Origin of the sequence: Pseudomonas sp. stari2 (assembly GCF_040760005.1) — a bacterium.
In the GTDB taxonomy this organism is placed as follows: domain Bacteria; phylum Pseudomonadota; class Gammaproteobacteria; order Pseudomonadales; family Pseudomonadaceae; genus Aquipseudomonas.
The window spans coordinates 6,234,064-6,251,435 of sequence record NZ_CP099760.1 but is presented as its reverse complement, the minus strand read 5'-3'; the positions used below and the strand labels follow the sequence as shown (position 1 = coordinate 6,251,435).

Below are 17,372 nucleotides of genomic sequence, written 5' to 3'. Positions count from 1 at the left end.
TTGTGCCTGTCGGTTATTCAGTGCACGGTCAGGACGATGCCCACCCGTGTCAGCCACTCGGCCTCAAGCGCGAAGTCCGCCTGGGTCAGCTGATTTTCATCCAGCCAGTTCTCCGGGAATTCCACGTCGAGGTTGTTGCCGTTGGCATGCAGCGCCACTTGCGGCATGGTCTGGGTGCCGCGAATGTGATGGAACAGGATCGCGAAGCGCAGCAGCACGCACAGGCGGATCAGCTTGTCGCCGTCGTCGCCGAACTCGGCGAACTTGTCCTTGGGGATGTTGCGGCGGTGGCCGCGCACCAGCAGGGCGAGCATTTGCTGGTCTTCGCGGGAGAACCCGGCGAGGTCCGAGTGCTCGATCAGGTAGGCGCCGTGCTTGTGGTAGTGGTAGTGAGCGATGTCGAGCCCGACTTCGTGCACTTTCGCCGCCCAGCCCAGCAGTTCGCGCCAGATACCGTCGTCCAGCTCCCAGTCCACGGCGACCTGATCGAAGGCGTGCAGGGCTTTGCGCTCGACCCGCGCGGCTTGTTCCAGGTCGACGTGGTAGCGCTCCATGAGCGAGGTCAGGGTGCGTTCGCGCACGTCTTCGTGATGATGGCGGCCAAGCAGGTCGTAGAGCACGCCTTCACGCAGCGCGCCTTCGCAGTGATCCATACGTTGCAGTTCGAGGGCGTCGAAGATCGCTTCAAGAATCGCTAAACCTGCGGGGAAGATCGCGCGGCGATCCGGTTTGATCCCTTCGAAATCGATCTTGTCGACATCGCCCAGCTTGAACAGGCGACGCTTGAGCCACGCCAGGCCTTCGGCGTTCACTTCGCCGGTGCCGTGTCCGCCGGCCTTCAGTGCCAAGCCGATGGCACGGATGGTGCCCGAGGAGCCGATGGCTTCATCCCAGGTCAGACGGTGCAGGGCGTGTTCGATGCTCATGATCTCCAGCCGCGCCGCCGTGTAAGCCTGGGCGTAGCGTGCCGGGGTGATCTTGCCGTCCTTGAAATAGCGCTGGGTGAAGCTCACGCAGCCCATTTGCAGGCTTTCGCGCAACAATGGCTCGAATCGTTGCCCGATGATGAATTCGGTACTGCCACCGCCGATGTCGGCGACCAGGCGTTTGCCCGGAGTGTCGGCGAGGGTGTGGGACACGCCGAGGTAGATCAGACGCGCTTCTTCACGGCCGGAGATGACTTCCACCGGGTGGCCGAGGATTTCTTCGGCGCGGCGGATGAATTCGCCACGGTTGCGCGCCTCACGCAGGGCGTTGGTACCGACGATCCGCACAGCGCCCAGCGGCATGCCGTTGATCAGTTGGGCAAAGCGCTTGAGGCAGTCGAGCCCGCGCTGCATGGATTCTTCGTTGAGCTGACGCTCATCGTCGATGCCGGCGGCCAGCTGAACCTTTTCCCCGAGCCGTTCGAGAATACGGATTTCGCCGTTCTGGGCCTTGGCCACGACCATATGGAAGCTGTTGGAGCCCAGGTCGATCGCGGCGATCAGGGACAGATTCTTGGCTTGGGATTGGGGCATGGTCAGGGGGTCTCGGTCGATAACCCCGACATCGTGCCACGATCAAACGCTGCCGCCAACGCGCACGGTTCAAACCCTTGATTTAGCGCACTGACGGCCTGCTTTCAGCCTGCGACTTCCACGGTTCCGATGAAATTCGCCAGCTCCGGCGTCTGCGGATCGGCAAACAGCACCTTCGGGTCGCCCACCTCATGCACCTTGCCCTGGTGCATGAACACCAGTTTATCCCCAACCTCCCGTGCGAAGCGCATTTCGTGGGTGACCATGATCAGCGTCATGCCTTCTTTGGCCAGTTGTCGGACCACGCTCAGGACTTCGTTGACCAGTTCCGGGTCCAGCGCCGAGGTGATCTCGTCGCACAGCAGTACCTTGGGCGACATCGCCAGCGCCCGGGCAATCGCCACGCGTTGTTGCTGGCCGCCCGAGAGGCGCTCCGGGAAGGCATCGAACTTTTCACCCAGGCCGACGCGCTCCAGCATCTGCCGCGCCAGTTCCGCAGCTTTGGCCTTGGGCATTTTCTGCACCACTTGAGGTGCGAGCATCACGTTTTCGCCCACCGTCAGGTGCGGGAACAGGTTGAACTGCTGAAACACCATTCCGACTTTCTGCCGCAGGCTGCGCAGGTCGGCGCGGGCCGCGTCGAGGTATTCGCCGTCGACTTCGATCACGCCGTCGTTGATCGACTCCAGGCCGTTGAGGGTGCGCAACAGGGTGGATTTTCCCGAGCCGCTACGGCCGATGATCGCCACCACTTGGCCTTCCTCGACACTCAGGTCGATGCCTTTGAGCACGTGGTGATCGCCGTAGTATTTATGCAGGGCGGAAATTCTAAGCAGAGGCATGCAGTCTCCTTTCCAGGTAGCGCGCACTGAGGGACAGGGGGTAGCAGAGCAGGAAGTAGCCCAGGGCAACGAGGCCGTAGACCATGAACGGTTCGAAGGTGGCGTTGGCGAGCATGCCGCCGGTCTTGGTCAGTTCGGTGAAGCCGATGATTGAGGTCACCGCGGTGCCCTTGATCACTTGCACCGAGAAGCCCACGGTCGGCGCCACGGCGATGCGCAGCGCTTGCGGCAGGATCACGTAGCGCAGTTGCTCAAGCGGATTGAGCGCCAGGCTCGACGAAGCTTCCCACTGGCCATTGGGAATTGCCTCGACGCATCCACGCCAGATCTCCGCCAGATAGGCGCTGGTGAACAGCGTCAGGGCAATCGCCGCCGCCATCCACGGCGAAATCTCGACCCCGGCCAGCGCCACGCCGAAGAACACCAGAAACAGCTGCATCAACAGCGGGGTGCCCTGGAACAGTTCGATCCAGGTGCGGGCGATACTGCTGGGCAGCGGGTTTTTCGAGATACGCATGATCAGGATCAGCAACCCGACGATCCCGCCGCCGATGAATGCCACCAGCGACAACGCCAGCGTCCATTGCAGGCCGGTGAGCAGGTTGCGCAGGATGTCCCAGAACGTGAAATCGCTCATCGGCTGCTCCTTGCGCTGCTTTTCGACAGGTAGCGCCGGCCGAGCCAGTTCAGCAACTGACGGATCAGCAGCGCCATGCACAGATAAATGAGGGTAGTCAGGGCGTAGGTTTCAAAGGCGCGGAAGTTACGCGATTGAATGAAGTTGGCGGCGAAGCTCAACTCTTCGGTGGCGATCTGCGAACACACCGCCGAACCGAGCATGACGATGATGATCTGGCTGCTCAGGGCCGGCCAGACCTTGCCCAGCGCCGGCAACAGCACCACGTGCCGGAACGCTTCAAAACGACTCATCGCCAATGCGGCTGCGGCTTCCAGCTGCCCGCGCGGAATCGCCTGGATACCGGCGCGGATGATCTCGGTCGAGTACGCGCCGAGGTTGATCACCATCGCCAGCACTGCGGCCTGCCACTCGGAAATCTGCACGCCGAGGGACGGCAGGCCGAAAAAGATGAAAAACAGTTGCACCAGGAACGGCGTGTTGCGGATCAACTCGACGTAGACACCGAAGATCGTCGAAAACGGGCGGATGTTCCACGCCCGCACCAGCGCCCCGGCGATGCCCACGCCAACCCCGAACAGCGCACCGATGGCCGTCAGCTCAAGGGTGAACAACGCCCCGCGGAGCAGCAGGTCGGTGTTTTCCACCACCGGCAAGAAATCGAACTGATAGGCCATGAAAGTCTCCCGCAGCGCCGGTCAGAGGTCGGCCGGCAGCGGCTCTTTGAGCCAGGTCTGCGCGTTCTTTTCCAGCGCGCCGTCAGCCTTGGCGGTGGTGAGGATCTCGTTGACCTTGCCCAGCAGCGCCGGCTCGTTCTTGTTCACGCCGACGTAGACCGGCGAATCCTTGAGCTTCACCTTCAGCGCCGGTACGCGCTTCGGGCTCTTTTCGCTGATTGCGACCATCACCACGTTGCCGCTGGCGATCAGATCGACTTGCCCTGCGAGGTAGGCGGCGATGGTCGAGTTGTTGTCTTCGAAGCGCTTGATGGTCACGCCTTCGGGAGCGACCTTGGTCAGCTCGATGTCTTCGATGGCGCCACGAGTGACGCTGATGGTCTTGCCCTTGAGGTCGTCCAGGGTGCTGACGGCTGCATCCGGCGGCCCGAACACGGCGAGATAGAACGGTGCATAAGCGCGGGAGAAATCGATGACTTTCTCGCGTTCGGGGTTCTTGCCGAGGCTGGAGATCACCAGATCGACCTTGCCGGTGGTGAGGAACGGGATGCGGTTGGTACTGTTGACCGGGGTCAGTTCGAGTTTGACCTTGAGCTGGTCGGCCAGCAGTTTCGCAGTATCGATGTCCAGGCCGCGCGGCTTCATGTCCGGGCCGACCGAACCGAAGGGCGGGAAGTCCTGAGGTACCGCGACTTTCAAGGTGCCGCGTTTGACTACGTCGTCCAGACCGTCGGCATGGGCGGGGACCTGGCTGAGCATCAGACCGGCAAACAGGGCGGCGAGGAGGGCGCTGTAACGCTTCGTCATGGACAATCTCCGGATCGGCGGGAAGTGAATTCTGCGATCGGACAGAGCACGGGCCGTGCCAAGACAGCGGTTTGGCTGCGCAAAGCCACGGGTTTAGCGGGTTCTCTCGGTCTTACTGGTCTGAACAGTGCGGTTGGATTTCGCACTGCGATAGCGCATCGGCGTGCGCCGTCGAACCCCGCTGGGGCATGACTTGCCTGACGCCTCGAATAGCTTTACAACTGGCCGCACCTTGGCCTGGTCCGACTGGAAAACCATGAACTCGATCTCCCGCGCCGTACCCGAAGTGGCGCTGCAAGCGATCCGCAAACTGATTACCGAGCAGGGTTTCGGTCCCGGTGATGCACTGCCGTCGCAGCGAGATCTGGCGGTGCAACTGGGGGTCAGCCGGGCGTCGTTGCGCGAGGCGTTGTCGTCCTTGAGTGCGCTGGGGTTGGTCAGTATTCAGCCGGGCAAAGGCGTGTTCGTGCAGGCACCGGTGGAGCTGCCGCGCGGGGAGGGCGCACCGGCCTGGCCGTTTGCAGCGCAGGCCTCGCCGCTGGAGATCTTCCAGTTGCGCTATGCGCTGGAAGGGTTCGCGGCCGGGTTGGCGGCAGTGACGCTGAGCACGTTTGACCTGGACGAACTGGAAGACAATGTGGCCGCCATGCGTGAGCAACTGCGCGCCGGTGACTTTGAAGCAGCAGCAAAACTGGATTTCGAATTTCACCGTCGAATCCTGCGGGCCAGCGGCAATCAGCCGATGCTGAGCATCCTCACCGCCAGCGCCGACATCTTTCTGGAGAGCCAGAAACTACCGTTCATCCGCGCCGAACGGGCCATGGAAACCTGGCAGGAACACCGCAAGATCCTCCGCGCCCTTGCGCGCCGGGCTTCCGCTGCCGCGCAGAAAGCCATGCAGGAGCACGTGCGCAACGCGGCACTTCGCACCGGAATTGCCTTCATCGCCCCCGCCAGCGCGTGACTTGAGCTATACCCAAACTCATCGAGTGCCATAGCAAGACTCAATCATCTGCGGCTTCCTGAACAAGGGAAGGGCGGCTATGATGGGCCACGTTTTTTTGCTTACAACCTGGAGAATTCCATGAGCAGCGATCTGATCAAACACGTTAGCGACGCTAGCTTCGAAGCCGACGTACTCAAGGCCGAAGGCGCTGTCCTGGTCGACTACTGGGCTGAATGGTGCGGCCCTTGCAAAATGATCGCTCCGGTTCTGGACGAGATTGCAGAGACTTACAAAGGCAAGCTGACCGTTGCCAAACTGAACATCGACGAGAACCAGGAAACCCCGGCCAAGCACGGCGTACGTGGTATCCCGACCCTGATGCTGTTCAAGAACGGCAACGTGGAAGCGACCAAGGTCGGCGCTCTGTCGAAGTCGCAACTGGCTGCTTTCCTCGACGCCAACATCTAAGCGTCGCAGTAAAGATTGTCCTCAAAAAGCCCCGCAAATCGCGGGGCTTTTTGCGTATTCAGGGCTAGACGCTCCGAAATTCAGGTGGTACATTCGGCCCCGCACTGGTTTCTCCACTGCCCCCTGCTAGCCGTCGCCGACGCACTCCTTTTCGAACAAGTACGCGATCCTGTCGCCTTCTCCGCGGCGCGGCCTCATTAAGCCAAAAGCTTAATTTCCCCCCTCCATAAATGATTACGTCATTCCTATATGAATCTGACTGAACTCAAGCAAAAGCCGATTACCGAACTGCTCGAATTGGCCGAACAGATGGGCATAGAAAATATGGCCCGTTCGCGCAAGCAGGACGTGATTTTCTCCCTGCTGAAAAAGCACGCGAAAAGCGGTGAGGAAATCTCCGGTGATGGCGTGCTGGAGATTCTCCAGGACGGCTTCGGCTTCCTGCGCTCCGCTGACGCTTCCTACCTCGCCGGCCCTGACGACATCTACGTCTCGCCGAGCCAGATCCGCCGTTTCAACCTGCGCACCGGTGACACCATCGTTGGCAAGATCCGGCCGCCGAAGGAAGGCGAGCGTTATTTCGCCCTGCTCAAGGTCGACACGATCAACTTCGATCGCCCAGAGAATGCGAAGAACAAGATTCTCTTCGAGAACCTGACCCCGCTGTTCCCGACCGTGCGCATGAAGATGGAAGCCGGCAACGGTTCCACCGAAGACCTGACCGGTCGTGTGATCGACCTGTGCGCCCCGATCGGTAAAGGCCAGCGTGGTCTGATCGTTGCTCCGCCGAAAGCGGGCAAGACAATCATGCTGCAGAACATCGCCGCGAATATTGCGCGAAACAACCCCGAAGTTCACCTGATCGTGCTGTTGATCGACGAACGTCCGGAAGAAGTGACCGAAATGCAGCGCACCGTGCGCGGCGAAGTGGTTGCCTCGACCTTCGACGAGCCGCCGACCCGTCACGTGCAAGTGGCTGAAATGGTGATCGAGAAGGCCAAGCGTCTGGTCGAACACAAAAAGGACGTAGTGATCCTGCTCGACTCCATCACCCGTCTGGCCCGGGCCTACAACACCGTGATCCCGAGCTCCGGCAAGGTGCTGACCGGTGGTGTCGATGCCCACGCCCTGGAGAAGCCGAAGCGTTTCTTCGGTGCCGCGCGTAACATCGAAGAAGGCGGCTCGCTGACCATTATCGCCACCGCGCTGGTTGAAACCGGCTCGAAGATGGACGAAGTGATCTACGAAGAGTTCAAGGGTACCGGCAACATGGAGCTGCCTCTGGATCGCAAGATCGCCGAGAAGCGTGTGTTCCCGGCCATCAACATCAACCGTTCCGGCACCCGCCGCGAAGAGTTGCTGACGGCCGACGACGAACTGCAGCGCATGTGGATCCTGCGCAAGCTGCTGCACCCGATGGACGAAGTGGCTGCCATCGAGTTCCTGGTCGACAAGCTGAAAACGACCAAGACCAACGACGAGTTCTTCCTGTCGATGAAGCGCAAGTAACATCGTCGGTTGAGTCCGAAAAGTGGCGTCCCCCCAGGGGGGCGCCATTTTTTTGCCTGTTTTTTGTCCGAACGATGGGAGGTTTGCGATCTGGTAAGGTCAGTGAGTTGGCAAAACAACAGGCAGCGTCCGAGGCTGTACAAAAAATAACCACATGATTGGCATTCAGGATTTATGAGCACACTCGCTTACCGAAGGGATATCGACGGCTTGCGCGCAGTCGCAGTGATTGCCGTGGTGCTGTTTCATTTTGGCGTCCCGGGGTTCACCGGCGGATTTGTCGGCGTGGACGTGTTTTTCGTGATTTCCGGTTACCTGATCACCTCGATCATCTGGAACCAGCGCCAGGCCGGGCGTTTCAGCTTCGTCGAGTTCTGGGCCCGGCGTGCCCGGCGGATCCTGCCGGCGCTGTTTGCGATGATCATCGCGGTGCTGGCGGTGGGCTGGTTCCTGCTGGCGCCCAGGGATTACGAAGAGCTCGGACGCTCGGTGCGCTATCAAGTGACCTTTGTCTCGAACATCCTGTTCATGCGCCAGGATGGCTATTTCGACGTTGCCTCTGATCTCAAACCGCTGCTGCACACCTGGTCGCTGGCGGTGGAGGAACAGTTCTACATTATCTTCCCGCTACTGCTGACCTTGCTCTCGAGCCGCCTGAAACACTGGCGACTGGCATTGTTCGGCGTGTTGCTGTTGTCCTTCGGGCTGAGCGTGTGGGCGGTCAATCATCACCCGGAAAAAGCCTTCTTCCTGTTGCCGATGCGGGCATGGGAGCTGTTGGCCGGGGCGATGCTCGCTGTGGCACCCCGGCATTCGTGGCGGCTCAAGCCGATGGCCGCGCAGTGGTTGAGCCTGCTCGGCATGGGGCTGATCCTGCTGGCAGTGTTCGCGTACGACAAAAGCACGCCGTTCCCCGGTGTCACCGCGCTGCTACCCGTGTTGGGTGTGGTGGCGCTGATTCTGGCCAACGGTCATCGAGAGACGCTGATTGGCCGACTCCTGAGCAGTAGGGTGATGGTCGGCCTCGGCCTGATTTCTTACTCCTGGTACTTGTGGCACTGGCCGGTGTTCGTGTTTTCCAGCTACGCCAGCGTCGAGGAACCGGGCGCGCTGGACATTGCGGGTTTGATCCTGTTGACGCTGGTACTGGGTTATCTGTCATGGAGGTTTGTCGAGACGCCATTTCGTGAACGTCGCCTGCTCGGTGGGCGCCGGCAGGTTCTGCTGGCCGGTTTCTGCGGCATTCTGGTGCTCGGTCTGGCCGGGCAGTCCCTGCGCTGGACCGATGGCTTGCCGTGGCGCCTGTCCGATCAGGCGCTGCAATATGCGAAGGGGCGCGAGTGGCGTCCGGAGTTGATGGCATGCCTGGCGGACGACAAAACCCCGGACGACAAGCTGTTCTGTCATTACGGTGTGGAAAACCTGCCAACCCAGGCGATGGTCTGGGGTGACAGTCACGCCACGGCGCTGATTCCGGTATTCGATGATGGCGCGAAAGCCCACGGGGTCAGCGTGATCCTCGCCAGCTCTCCCGGCTGCATCCCGGTTGACGGGCTGGAGCATGACGGTGTCTGTGCGCGTTTCAATCGACGGATCGAGCAAAGCTTGAGTGCGCAACGTGTCAGCGATGTGGTGCTGGTCGCGCGCTGGAGCCTCTATCTGTATGGCGATGCCAAAGGTGACCTTGGCCATGTGCTCAGAACGACTGACGGGAAATACGATCGCGCCGCTGCCGAACAGCGTCTGGCCGATGGTTTGCGTGCACGGATTGCGCAACTGCGCGCCGGTGGGCATCGCGTCTGGCTGGTGAAAGAGGTGCCGTTGCAGGCGTTCAGTCCGCCTTATCGCCTCACGCGTCTGGCGATGCTCAATCATCCGGTGGAAGGTGTTGGTCTGGCCGTTGGCGAGCATTACAAGCGTCAGGCATTCATCAGCCAGTTGTTCGCTCAATTGGCAAGAGACCCGGCGGTACGGGTGGTCGACCCGGCGCCACGGCTGTGTGATGAAAGTGGTCTGTGCCGCACGGAGCTTGATGGTTATTCCCTTTACACCGATGACAATCACCTTTCAGAAGTCGGCGCCCGTTTCGTGGCACCGATCCTTGAACCGTTGTTTGTCGGTCTGCAAGCCGGGAAAAAACTCGCGAAAGGTCAGGTGAATGCAGCCAAGTAAGCAGTGACGGGCTGCCAGCGACCGGCATAGCAGGTAGGATGTACGCCTATTTTGAGGGTGCCATCGTCAATGAAATTCAAGGATCTTCGGGATTTCGTGCAGCAGCTTGAGCAGCGCGGAGAGTTGAAACGCATCCAGATTCCCGTTTCGCCGGTGCTGGAAATGACCGAAGTGTGCGACCGCACACTGCGGGCCAAGGGCCCGGCGCTGCTGTTCGAGAAACCGACCGGCTATGACATTCCGGTGCTCGGCAACCTGTTCGGCACCCCCGAGCGGGTTGCCATGGGCATGGGCGCCGAATCGGTCAGCGAACTGCGCGAGATCGGCAAGCTGCTGGCGTTCCTCAAGGAACCGGAGCCACCGAAGGGCTTGAAGGACGCGTGGTCGAAGCTGCCTATCTTCCGCAAGATCATCGCGATGGCGCCGAAAGTCGTCAAAGACGCACCGTGCCAGGAAGTGGTCATCGAAGGCGATGACGTCGACCTGGCGATGCTGCCGGTGCAGACCTGCTGGCCGGGCGACGTGGCGCCGCTGATCACCTGGGGCCTGACCGTCACCAAAGGCCCGAACAAGGATCGGCAGAACCTCGGCATCTACCGTCAGCAGGTGATCGGCCGCAACAAGGTCATCATGCGCTGGCTCAGTCACCGTGGCGGCGCGCTGGATTTCCGTGAGTGGTGCGAGAAGCATCCGGGCCAGCCGTTCCCGGTGTCCGTGGCCCTCGGCGCGGATCCGGCTACCATTCTTGGCGCGGTCACCCCGGTGCCGGACAGCCTCTCCGAATACGCTTTCGCCGGTCTGCTGCGCGACAGTCGCACGGAGTTGGTGAAGTGCCGTGGCAACGACCTGCAAGTGCCGGCCACTGCCGAAATCATCCTCGAAGGCGTGATCCATCCGGGAGAAATGGCCGATGAAGGCCCGTACGGCGACCACACCGGTTACTACAACGAAGTCGACAGCTTCCCGGTGTTCACCGTCGAGCGCATCACTCACCGGATCAAGCCGATCTACCACAGCACCTACACCGGCCGTCCACCGGATGAGCCGGCGATTCTCGGTGTGGCGCTGAACGAAGTGTTCGTGCCGATCCTGCAGAAGCAGTTCCCGGAGATCACCGACTTCTACCTGCCGCCGGAAGGCTGCTCGTACCGCATGGCCGTGGTGACGATGAAGAAGTCGTATCCGGGCCACGCCAAGCGCGTGATGCTGGGTGTCTGGTCGTTTTTGCGACAGTTCATGTACACCAAGTTCGTTATCGTCACCGACGACGATATCAACGCGCGGGACTGGAACGACGTGATCTGGGCCATCACCACGCGCATGGACCCCAAGCGCGACACGGTGATGATCGACAACACGCCGATCGACTACCTCGACTTCGCCTCGCCGGTGTCGGGACTTGGCTCGAAAATGGGCCTGGATGCCACCCACAAATGGCCGGGCGAAACCACTCGCGAGTGGGGCCGCGTCATCGTCAAGGATGATGCCGTCACCCAACGGATCGATGCCATCTGGAATCAGTTAGGAATAGATTGATGCGTGTAACCCTGCAGCCCTCCGGAGCGGTGCTTGAGATACGGCCCGGAGAGCGGATTCTCGATGGTGCGCGGCGCCTGGGCTACGAATGCCCGCAAAGCTGCCGCAACGGCAATTGTCACGTGTGCGCAGCGCTGCTGGTGGAAGGCCGGGTCGAACAGGCCGGCAAGGTGCATGACCACGGCGAGTTCTACACTTGCATAGCGCAGCCGCTGGAAGACTGCATCCTGCTGTGGGATGGCGTGCTTGCGCTGGGAGAACTGCCGGTGCGCAGCCTGTCGTGTCAGGTCATCGAATGCCGGGACGTCGGTGGCGATACCTGGCGCGTGCGCCTGCGGGCGCCGGCCGGCAAGCCGCCGCGTTATCACGCAGGTCAGTACCTGATGATCGAGCGCGAGAGCGGCGAGAAGTCAGCCTTTTCCATGGCCTCGGCGCCCCACGGCGGGCGAGACCTGGAAATCCATGTCCTGGCGCGCGAGGCCAGTGCCCTGAGCCTGATCGAGCAACTGCAGCGCAATTCGATGGTGCGGGTCGAACTGCCGTTCGGCGACACCCATCTCGCGGAGTTGCCGGACGGGCCGCTGGTGCTGATTGCCGCCGGCACTGGCATGGGCCAGATTCACAGCCTGATCGAACATTGCCGGGCCAACGGCTTCAAGCATCCGGTGCATTTGTACTGGGGCGTGCGTCGTCCGGAAGATTTCTATGAAATCGAGCATTGGGACGAATGGCTGAAGCTGCCCAACCTGTTCCTGCACAAGGTCGTCAGCGACCAGTGCGGCTGGGAAGGGCGCTGCGGGATGTTGCATGAAGCCGTGTGTGAGGATTTTCCGGACCTGAAATCCCTGCACGTCTACGCCAGCGGCTCGCCGGCGATGGTCTACGGCACGCTGGATGCGCTGGTGGAAGCCGGGATGGACGCCCACCAGATGCGCGCCGATGTGTTTGCGTATGCGCCGCGCTCTTGAGCCGCGCGAATTGAGCCGCGCGATTGAGCCCTCGGCTTAGCCTTCCTAGAACCGCACGCCCGTCGTCACCATGGCCGCGTTGGCGCCGAGAAAAACCAGCTCGGCGCCCAGCGGGCCATAATGGGTGCCGACCGAGGGAATGATCACCGGTGCAACGCCGAAGTGATTGAGTGGGATCTTGTCCTTGTAGTCACCCCGATAGCCCTGCAGCAACCCGCCCGTGAGTTTCACATACACCGGATAATCGGCGCTCTCGAAGCGTTTGCCGGCATAGGCGTAATTGGAGCGCTGACTGAACGAGTTACGGAAAGTTGCCCCGCCAAATACCCAGCCGGAAGCCTGATTGCGTTCAATGCCGATCAAATCCTGATGATTATTGTGTTCGGGGTCGGGTGAGTAATGTTTGGTATAGACACTGGTTTGTGCGTACCAGAAACCCTTGTCCTCTTGCGAGTCATCTGCGGCCAGTGCCAGGCCGGTCTGAATCAATAAAAGTGCGGCCAAAAGCCTTGGTGTGTTCATCGTGCAGCCTCGGTTGAACGGGTGGCTTGCGCCAGAGGAAAGCCGTTGTACGTAGGCGTTCAGCGACGGTAAATATGGAAAGTCCGAAATTTTAGTAGGAAAAATCCCGGGACTTCATGAACGAAACCTGAACGAGCGAAGGCTTATGCATATTTCATTCGGGTATTTAAGATATCTGCGCAATGGTATTAGGCTATATCAAACAAGATAGCCATCGCGGATAACCCCGAATTAGCGCTATTGAAGGTGTCATACATCCTTTAGCACTTTTCGTTTTACAGTTACTGCTATATGTTCTATCAAGCGAATAGTGCTTACATCTTGTAATACTTGCGGGGCCGAATACTTCCGTCATGACAGCCATAGAATCTGCTTTTCTGAATCTGGCTTATCCTCCGCGGCTCGACCTGGGGCCGCAGCTGACTCACGAACAACTTCTCGCTTCCATGCAATCGACCATGGCGCGCCACAAGGGCGGGCCGGTGTGGTTGTTCGCGTACGGTTCATTGATCTGGCGTCCGGAGTGTTCAGCGGTAGAGCGTGTGCGCGGACGGGTGCATGGCTACCATCGCGGTCTGTACCTGTGGTCACACGAACATCGCGGCACGCCGGAAATGCCGGGGCTGGTTTTCGGTCTGGATCGCGGCGGTTCGTGCAGCGGCTTTGCCTATCGGTTGCCGGAAGACAACCTCGACAGTGCGCTGTATGCGCTGTGGAAACGCGAGATGCCGTTCCCGTCCTATCGGCCACACTGGCTCAACTGCCGTCTCGAAGATGGCAGCCAGGTACAGGCATTGGGATTTGTCTTGGAGCGACACCTGCCCAGCTATGCCGGCAATCTGCCGGATCACGTGCTGAGCCAGGTGTTCGAAAGCGCTTGCGGGCGTTACGGCACGACTCGCGATTATGTCGAGCAGACCGCTCACGCCCTGCGCAGCCACGCCATGCCAGACCGGAATCTGGAGGCGCGGCTCAAGCGCTGTAAGTCAAAAGCCGATCAGGCGACTGCTTCGCGGCTCTGACTGGCGACTTGCTTGTGCCACAGGGTCGGGGCCAGGAAGGCCATCGACAGCAGGCAAGCGCCCACCAGCAGCACGAAACCGCCATCCCAACCGAAGTGGTCCACGGTGTAGCCCATCGCTGCACTGGCTGCGACCGAGCCACCCAGATAACCGAACAGGCCGGTGAAGCCCGCCGCAGTACCGGCGGCTTTCTTCGGCGCCAGCTCCAGTGCCTGCAGGCCGATCAGCATCACCGGGCCGTAGATCAGGAAGCCGATCGAGAACAGCGCGATCATGTCGACCGTCGGGTTGCCGGCCGGGTTCAGCCAGTAAACCAGGGTTGCGACGGTCACCAGGGTCATGAACACCATGCCGGTCAGGCCACGGTTGCCACGGAAGATCTTGTCCGACATCCAGCCGCACAGCAGCGTGCCCGGAATACCCGCCCACTCATAAAAGAAGTACGCCCACGAAGTCTTGTCGACGTCGAAGTGTTTGGCTTCCTTGAGGTAGGTCGGCGCCCAGTCCAGTACACCGTAGCGCAGCAGGTAGACGAACACGTTGGCCATGGCGATGTACCAGAGCATTTTGTTGCGCAGCACGTATTTGACGAAGATTTCCTTGGCGCTGAATTCGTCTTCGTGGCTGGCATCGTAGCCTTCCGGGTAGTCGTTCTTGTACTTCTCGATCGGCGGCAGGCCAACCGATTGCGGGGTGTCGCGCATGGTGATGAAGGCAAATGCCGCCACCGCCAGGGCTACCGCCGCCGGTACATAGAACGCTGCGTGCCAGTCGTTGAACAGGCCCATGCCGATCAGGAACAGCGGGCCGATCAGACCACCGCCGACGTTGTGCGCCACGTTCCACACGGACACCACGCCACCGCGCTCCTTCTGCGACCACCAGTGCACCATGGTCCGTCCGCTCGGCGGCCAGCCCATGCCCTGGGCCCAGCCGTTGATGAACAGCAGGATGAACATCATGGTCACGCTGGACGTTGCCCAGGGCGCGAAACCGAAAATGAACATCACCCCCGCCGAGACCAGCAGGCCGAAGGGCAGGAAGTAGCGCGGGTTGGAACGGTCGGAGACCAGGCCCATGAGGAACTTGGACAGACCGTAGGCGATTGCGATGGCCGACATCGCCAGACCCAGTTCGCCGCGGGTGTAACCCTCGTCGATCAGGTACGGCATGGCCAGGGAGAAGTTTTTGCGCAGCAGGTAGTAACCCGCGTAGCCAAAGAAGATACCGGCGAAGATCTGCCAGCGCAGGCGTCGGTAGGTACTGTCTATTTTTTCTTCAGGCAATGGAGCCTGATGTGCGGCAGGTCGAAAGAAAGCAAACATTCAAGAGCTCCAGATTTCTTGTTTTGACTGCGGATGCGAATGTTACAGTTTCGTTACCGAAAATAGCACCGGTTCGCATCGGCAAAACAGCGGAAAATGTTGGAAGTCGCACGTTCTTTTACGAACCTGTCGCTCTGCTGTAAGAACAGGGCGTTTTCACCACTTGTGAACATGGGTTGGCTTAGACTCGCGATCCGTCGACCGACTGATCAACAGAGATGAATGATGGCTTTGAAGGTTCGCATGCTGATGCGCCGATTATTGGCGGCGACGGTCATTGCCGTTGCGGTGCTGACATTGATTTACGCCGATCATCCGGCCCAGTCCGGTTTGCGTAATGCAACCGTGCTGATCATCCGCCATGCGGAAAAGCCCACTGAGGGAGCTGTACTCAATGCCCGGGGCGAAGAAAGGGCTCGCGCCTATGTCGACTATTTCAATCCGTTGAAACTGGATGGCCAGACACTGACCCCGGAACGACTGATTGCCGCAGGGGATAGCCCGGTGAGTTCCCGCTCACGCCTGACGTTGACCCCGCTGGCCGAACGCCTGGGCCTGACTGTCGAACAGCCTTACATCAATAACGATGCCCACGAACTGGTCAAGCTGCTGCGCAAGAGCAATCAGGCGCCGACGATCCTGATTGCCTGGCATCACGGCCATATCAACCACCTGATTCAAGCGTTCGGTGGCGACAGCACGGCCCTGATGGGCCAGAAAAAATGGCCGGACGAAGTCTACGATTGGCTGATCGTTCTGCGATTCGATGAAGAGGGCCACCTTATCAAGGCCAGCAGCCGGAAGGTTCAGGAGCACCTGTTGCCGGGCGATGCTGAGGACTCTCCCGGCAACAAATGACGGCTCCGAGGTGCTTCAGCGCACCTTCACCACAACCTTGCCCACCGCCTTGCGCTGCCCAAGATCATTGATCGCCTGTGCCGCCTCACTCAGCGGATAGACCTGCGACACCAGCGGCTTCAGCTTGCCTTCGGCGAACCAGCCGAACAGTTGCCGGAAGTTCGCTGCGTTGTCCTGCGGCTGGCGCTGGGCGAAGGAGCCCCAGAACACGCCGAGCACGGCCGCGCCCTTGAGCAGGGCGAGGTTGACCGGCAGTTCGGGGATGCGTCCGCTGGCGAAACCGACCACCAGCAGGCGGCCGTTCCAGGCGATGGCGCGGATGGCCTGGTCGAACAGATCGCCGCCGACCGGGTCGTAGATCACGTCGGCACCCTGGCCGTCGGTCAGGCGTTTGATTTCGTCCTTGAGGCTGGTTTCGCTGTAGTTGATCAGTTCGTCCGCACCGGCAGCCTTGGCCACGGCGAGTTTTTCGGCGCTGCTGGCGGCGGCAATCACCCGGGCGCCCATGGCTTTGCCGATTTCCACGGCAGCCAGGCCGACACCGCCGGAGGCGCCAAGCACCAACAGAGTTTCCCCCGGTTGCAGGTTGCCGCGCTGCCTGAGCGCGTGCATCGAAGTGCCATAGGTCATGCTGAACGCGGCGGCGGTGTTGAAATCCATCGATGGCGGGATCGGCAGCACGTTGTAGCCCGGCACTGCCACCTGCTCGGCGAAGCTGCCCCAGCCGGTCAGGGCCATGACCCGGTCGCCGACTTTCAAGTGGACGACCTTTTCACCTACCGCGCTGACCACGCCGGCGGCTTCGCCACCCGGGGAAAACGGGAAGGGCGGCTTGAACTGGTACTTGCCCTCGATGATCAGCGTGTCCGGGAAGTTGACCCCGGCGGCGTGCACGTCCAGCAGGATTTCATTCTTCTTCGCGACAGGACTGGCGACGTCTTCCAGCACCAGCGATTCGGCAGGACCGAAGGCTTTGCACAGCACGGCTTTCATCAGGGCTATTCCTTTGGGAGTGATGGCCGATAAGTGTAGGTGTGGCAGTCAACGGGTCAACGAGCATGCCCGGCCCTGATAGTCCGCCATAAGCTTGTGCTTGCGCGGCGGGTCGTTATGCTAGGCCGCAAACCGGATAAGGAGCGAATTGTGAAAGCGTGGATCATGTTGTTGCTGGCCCTGTCTCTGCCTGTGGCAGCGCTGGCCGAAGAAGCCAAAGAAGGCGAGGCGCCGAAGGTCAACTACATCACCCTGAGCCCGCCGTTCGTGGGCAACTACGGGCTGGACGGTACGCCGAAGCTCAAGGTCTACAAGGCCGACGTGGCGTTGCGAGTGACGGGTGACGAGGCGACCAAGCTGGTCAAGGCCAACGAGCCGCTGATCCGCAATCAACTGGTGGCGCTGTTCACCCAGCAGACCACCGATGCGATGGGCAGCATCGAAGGCAAGGAAAAACTGCGTCAGGAAGCCTTGAAGCAGACCCAGCAAGTGATGAATGACGAGACCGGCAAACCGGTGGTTGAAGATCTGTTGTTCAACAATCTGATCATTCAGTAAGCATCGCGGCTG

At 60.6% G+C, this 17,372-nt stretch carries 17 protein-coding genes; 9 read left to right on the top strand and 8 right to left on the bottom strand.

Annotated features, from left to right (window positions below):
- Positions 1-17: 17 nt before the first annotated feature.
- The 5 genes from ppx to NH234_RS28725 all read right to left on the bottom strand — a co-directional run bounded on the left by ppx (position 18) and on the right by NH234_RS28725 (position 4,483).
- Complete coding sequence (gene ppx / locus NH234_RS28745) at positions 18-1,520, bottom strand: exopolyphosphatase (RefSeq protein WP_085731458.1); 1,503 nt, start codon at positions 1,518-1,520, stop codon at positions 18-20.
- A 104-nt stretch (positions 1,521-1,624) separates the two neighbouring features.
- Entirely contained in the window at positions 1,625-2,362 is a 738-nt protein-coding gene (locus NH234_RS28740; RefSeq protein ID WP_367255151.1) for an amino acid ABC transporter ATP-binding protein, read from the bottom strand.
- Positions 2,349-2,999 carry an amino acid ABC transporter permease gene (locus NH234_RS28735; RefSeq protein WP_085731460.1) on the bottom strand — a complete coding sequence of 217 codons (651 nt, stop codon included), beginning with the start codon at positions 2,997-2,999 and terminating at the stop codon, positions 2,349-2,351. The genes NH234_RS28740 and NH234_RS28735 overlap by 14 nt, the downstream gene beginning before the upstream one ends.
- Positions 2,996-3,676 carry an amino acid ABC transporter permease gene (locus tag NH234_RS28730; protein ID WP_085731461.1) on the bottom strand — a complete coding sequence of 227 codons (681 nt, stop codon included), beginning with the start codon at positions 3,674-3,676 and terminating at the stop codon, positions 2,996-2,998. The genes NH234_RS28735 and NH234_RS28730 overlap by 4 nt, the downstream gene beginning before the upstream one ends.
- Positions 3,677-3,697: 21 nt before the next feature.
- A complete protein-coding gene (locus tag NH234_RS28725; RefSeq protein WP_367255149.1) occupies positions 3,698-4,483 on the bottom strand; it encodes a transporter substrate-binding domain-containing protein in 786 nt (261 codons plus the stop codon).
- 256 nt (positions 4,484-4,739) lie between these two features.
- Here NH234_RS28725 and NH234_RS28720 point away from each other — a divergent pair, with 256 nt between their 5' ends.
- The 6 genes from NH234_RS28720 to NH234_RS28695 all read left to right on the top strand — a co-directional run bounded on the left by NH234_RS28720 (position 4,740) and on the right by NH234_RS28695 (position 12,082).
- Positions 4,740-5,447 (top strand): FadR/GntR family transcriptional regulator, encoded by a 708-nt coding sequence (locus tag NH234_RS28720; RefSeq protein ID WP_367255148.1) that lies wholly within the window; start codon positions 4,740-4,742, stop codon positions 5,445-5,447.
- A 120-nt stretch (positions 5,448-5,567) separates the two neighbouring features.
- On the top strand, positions 5,568-5,897 hold the full coding sequence (gene trxA, locus NH234_RS28715; protein ID WP_003206727.1) for a thioredoxin TrxA: 330 nt from the start codon (positions 5,568-5,570) through the stop codon (positions 5,895-5,897).
- 249 nt (positions 5,898-6,146) lie between these two features.
- Positions 6,147-7,406 (top strand): transcription termination factor Rho, encoded by a 1,260-nt coding sequence (gene rho, locus NH234_RS28710; protein WP_003229334.1) that lies wholly within the window; start codon positions 6,147-6,149, stop codon positions 7,404-7,406.
- Positions 7,407-7,580: 174 nt separating this feature from the next.
- Positions 7,581-9,578 (top strand): acyltransferase family protein, encoded by a 1,998-nt coding sequence (locus NH234_RS28705; RefSeq protein ID WP_367255147.1) that lies wholly within the window; start codon positions 7,581-7,583, stop codon positions 9,576-9,578.
- Positions 9,579-9,647: 69 nt separating this feature from the next.
- On the top strand, positions 9,648-11,114 hold the full coding sequence (ubiD, locus tag NH234_RS28700) for a 4-hydroxy-3-polyprenylbenzoate decarboxylase (RefSeq protein ID WP_007951823.1): 1,467 nt from the start codon (positions 9,648-9,650) through the stop codon (positions 11,112-11,114).
- Positions 11,114-12,082, top strand: coding sequence for a CDP-6-deoxy-delta-3,4-glucoseen reductase (locus NH234_RS28695; RefSeq protein WP_085708962.1), 969 nt, complete (start codon positions 11,114-11,116; stop codon positions 12,080-12,082). Before ubiD ends, NH234_RS28695 begins: the two co-directional genes overlap by 1 nt.
- 45 nt (positions 12,083-12,127) lie before the next feature.
- Here the strand turns inward: NH234_RS28695 and NH234_RS28690 are convergent, their stop codons facing one another.
- Entirely contained in the window at positions 12,128-12,604 is a 477-nt protein-coding gene (locus tag NH234_RS28690) for a sn-glycerol-3-phosphate transporter (RefSeq protein WP_367255146.1), read from the bottom strand.
- Between the two features lie 353 nt (positions 12,605-12,957).
- On the opposite strand from NH234_RS28690, the gene NH234_RS28685 reads away from it, so the two are divergent.
- On the top strand, positions 12,958-13,626 hold the full coding sequence (locus NH234_RS28685; RefSeq protein WP_085708964.1) for a gamma-glutamylcyclotransferase: 669 nt from the start codon (positions 12,958-12,960) through the stop codon (positions 13,624-13,626).
- Here NH234_RS28685 and glpT read toward each other — a convergent pair.
- On the bottom strand, positions 13,602-14,951 hold the full coding sequence (gene glpT, locus NH234_RS28680; protein ID WP_085731468.1) for a glycerol-3-phosphate transporter: 1,350 nt from the start codon (positions 14,949-14,951) through the stop codon (positions 13,602-13,604). The genes NH234_RS28685 and glpT overlap by 25 nt on opposite strands.
- Before the next feature lie 225 nt (positions 14,952-15,176).
- Here glpT and NH234_RS28675 point away from each other — a divergent pair, with 225 nt between their 5' ends.
- Positions 15,177-15,809 carry a flagellar basal body-associated protein FliL gene (locus NH234_RS28675; protein WP_367255144.1) on the top strand — a complete coding sequence of 211 codons (633 nt, stop codon included), beginning with the start codon at positions 15,177-15,179 and terminating at the stop codon, positions 15,807-15,809.
- A 15-nt stretch (positions 15,810-15,824) separates the two neighbouring features.
- Here the strand turns inward: NH234_RS28675 and NH234_RS28670 are convergent, their stop codons facing one another.
- A complete protein-coding gene (locus NH234_RS28670; RefSeq protein WP_085731470.1) occupies positions 15,825-16,802 on the bottom strand; it encodes an NADPH:quinone oxidoreductase family protein in 978 nt (325 codons plus the stop codon).
- A 150-nt stretch (positions 16,803-16,952) separates the two neighbouring features.
- Between NH234_RS28670 and NH234_RS28665 the strand changes: the two genes are divergently transcribed.
- Entirely contained in the window at positions 16,953-17,360 is a 408-nt protein-coding gene (locus tag NH234_RS28665) for a flagellar basal body-associated protein FliL (RefSeq protein WP_065259922.1), read from the top strand.
- Positions 17,361-17,372: the final 12 nt, after the last annotated feature.

Excerpts from the sequence above, each read along its gene's own strand:
- ppx (WP_085731458.1), bottom strand. The coding sequence starts at position 1,520 with ATGCCCCAATCCCAAGCCAAGAATCTGTCCCTGATCGCCGCGATCGAC.
- NH234_RS28740 (WP_367255151.1), bottom strand. The coding sequence starts at position 2,362 with ATGCCTCTGCTTAGAATTTCCGCCCTGCATAAATACTACGGCGATCAC.
- NH234_RS28735 (WP_085731460.1), bottom strand. The coding sequence starts at position 2,999 with ATGAGCGATTTCACGTTCTGGGACATCCTGCGCAACCTGCTCACCGGC.
- NH234_RS28730 (WP_085731461.1), bottom strand. The coding sequence starts at position 3,676 with ATGGCCTATCAGTTCGATTTCTTGCCGGTGGTGGAAAACACCGACCTG.
- NH234_RS28725 (WP_367255149.1), bottom strand. The coding sequence starts at position 4,483 with ATGACGAAGCGTTACAGCGCCCTCCTCGCCGCCCTGTTTGCCGGTCTG.
- NH234_RS28720 (WP_367255148.1), top strand. The coding sequence starts at position 4,740 with ATGAACTCGATCTCCCGCGCCGTACCCGAAGTGGCGCTGCAAGCGATC.
- trxA (WP_003206727.1), top strand. The coding sequence starts at position 5,568 with ATGAGCAGCGATCTGATCAAACACGTTAGCGACGCTAGCTTCGAAGCC.
- rho (WP_003229334.1), top strand. The coding sequence starts at position 6,147 with ATGAATCTGACTGAACTCAAGCAAAAGCCGATTACCGAACTGCTCGAA.
- NH234_RS28705 (WP_367255147.1), top strand. The coding sequence starts at position 7,581 with ATGAGCACACTCGCTTACCGAAGGGATATCGACGGCTTGCGCGCAGTC.
- ubiD (WP_007951823.1), top strand. The coding sequence starts at position 9,648 with ATGAAATTCAAGGATCTTCGGGATTTCGTGCAGCAGCTTGAGCAGCGC.
- NH234_RS28695 (WP_085708962.1), top strand. The coding sequence starts at position 11,114 with ATGCGTGTAACCCTGCAGCCCTCCGGAGCGGTGCTTGAGATACGGCCC.
- NH234_RS28690 (WP_367255146.1), bottom strand. The coding sequence starts at position 12,604 with ATGAACACACCAAGGCTTTTGGCCGCACTTTTATTGATTCAGACCGGC.
- NH234_RS28685 (WP_085708964.1), top strand. The coding sequence starts at position 12,958 with ATGACAGCCATAGAATCTGCTTTTCTGAATCTGGCTTATCCTCCGCGG.
- glpT (WP_085731468.1), bottom strand. The coding sequence starts at position 14,951 with ATGTTTGCTTTCTTTCGACCTGCCGCACATCAGGCTCCATTGCCTGAA.
- NH234_RS28675 (WP_367255144.1), top strand. The coding sequence starts at position 15,177 with ATGGCTTTGAAGGTTCGCATGCTGATGCGCCGATTATTGGCGGCGACG.
- NH234_RS28670 (WP_085731470.1), bottom strand. The coding sequence starts at position 16,802 with ATGAAAGCCGTGCTGTGCAAAGCCTTCGGTCCTGCCGAATCGCTGGTG.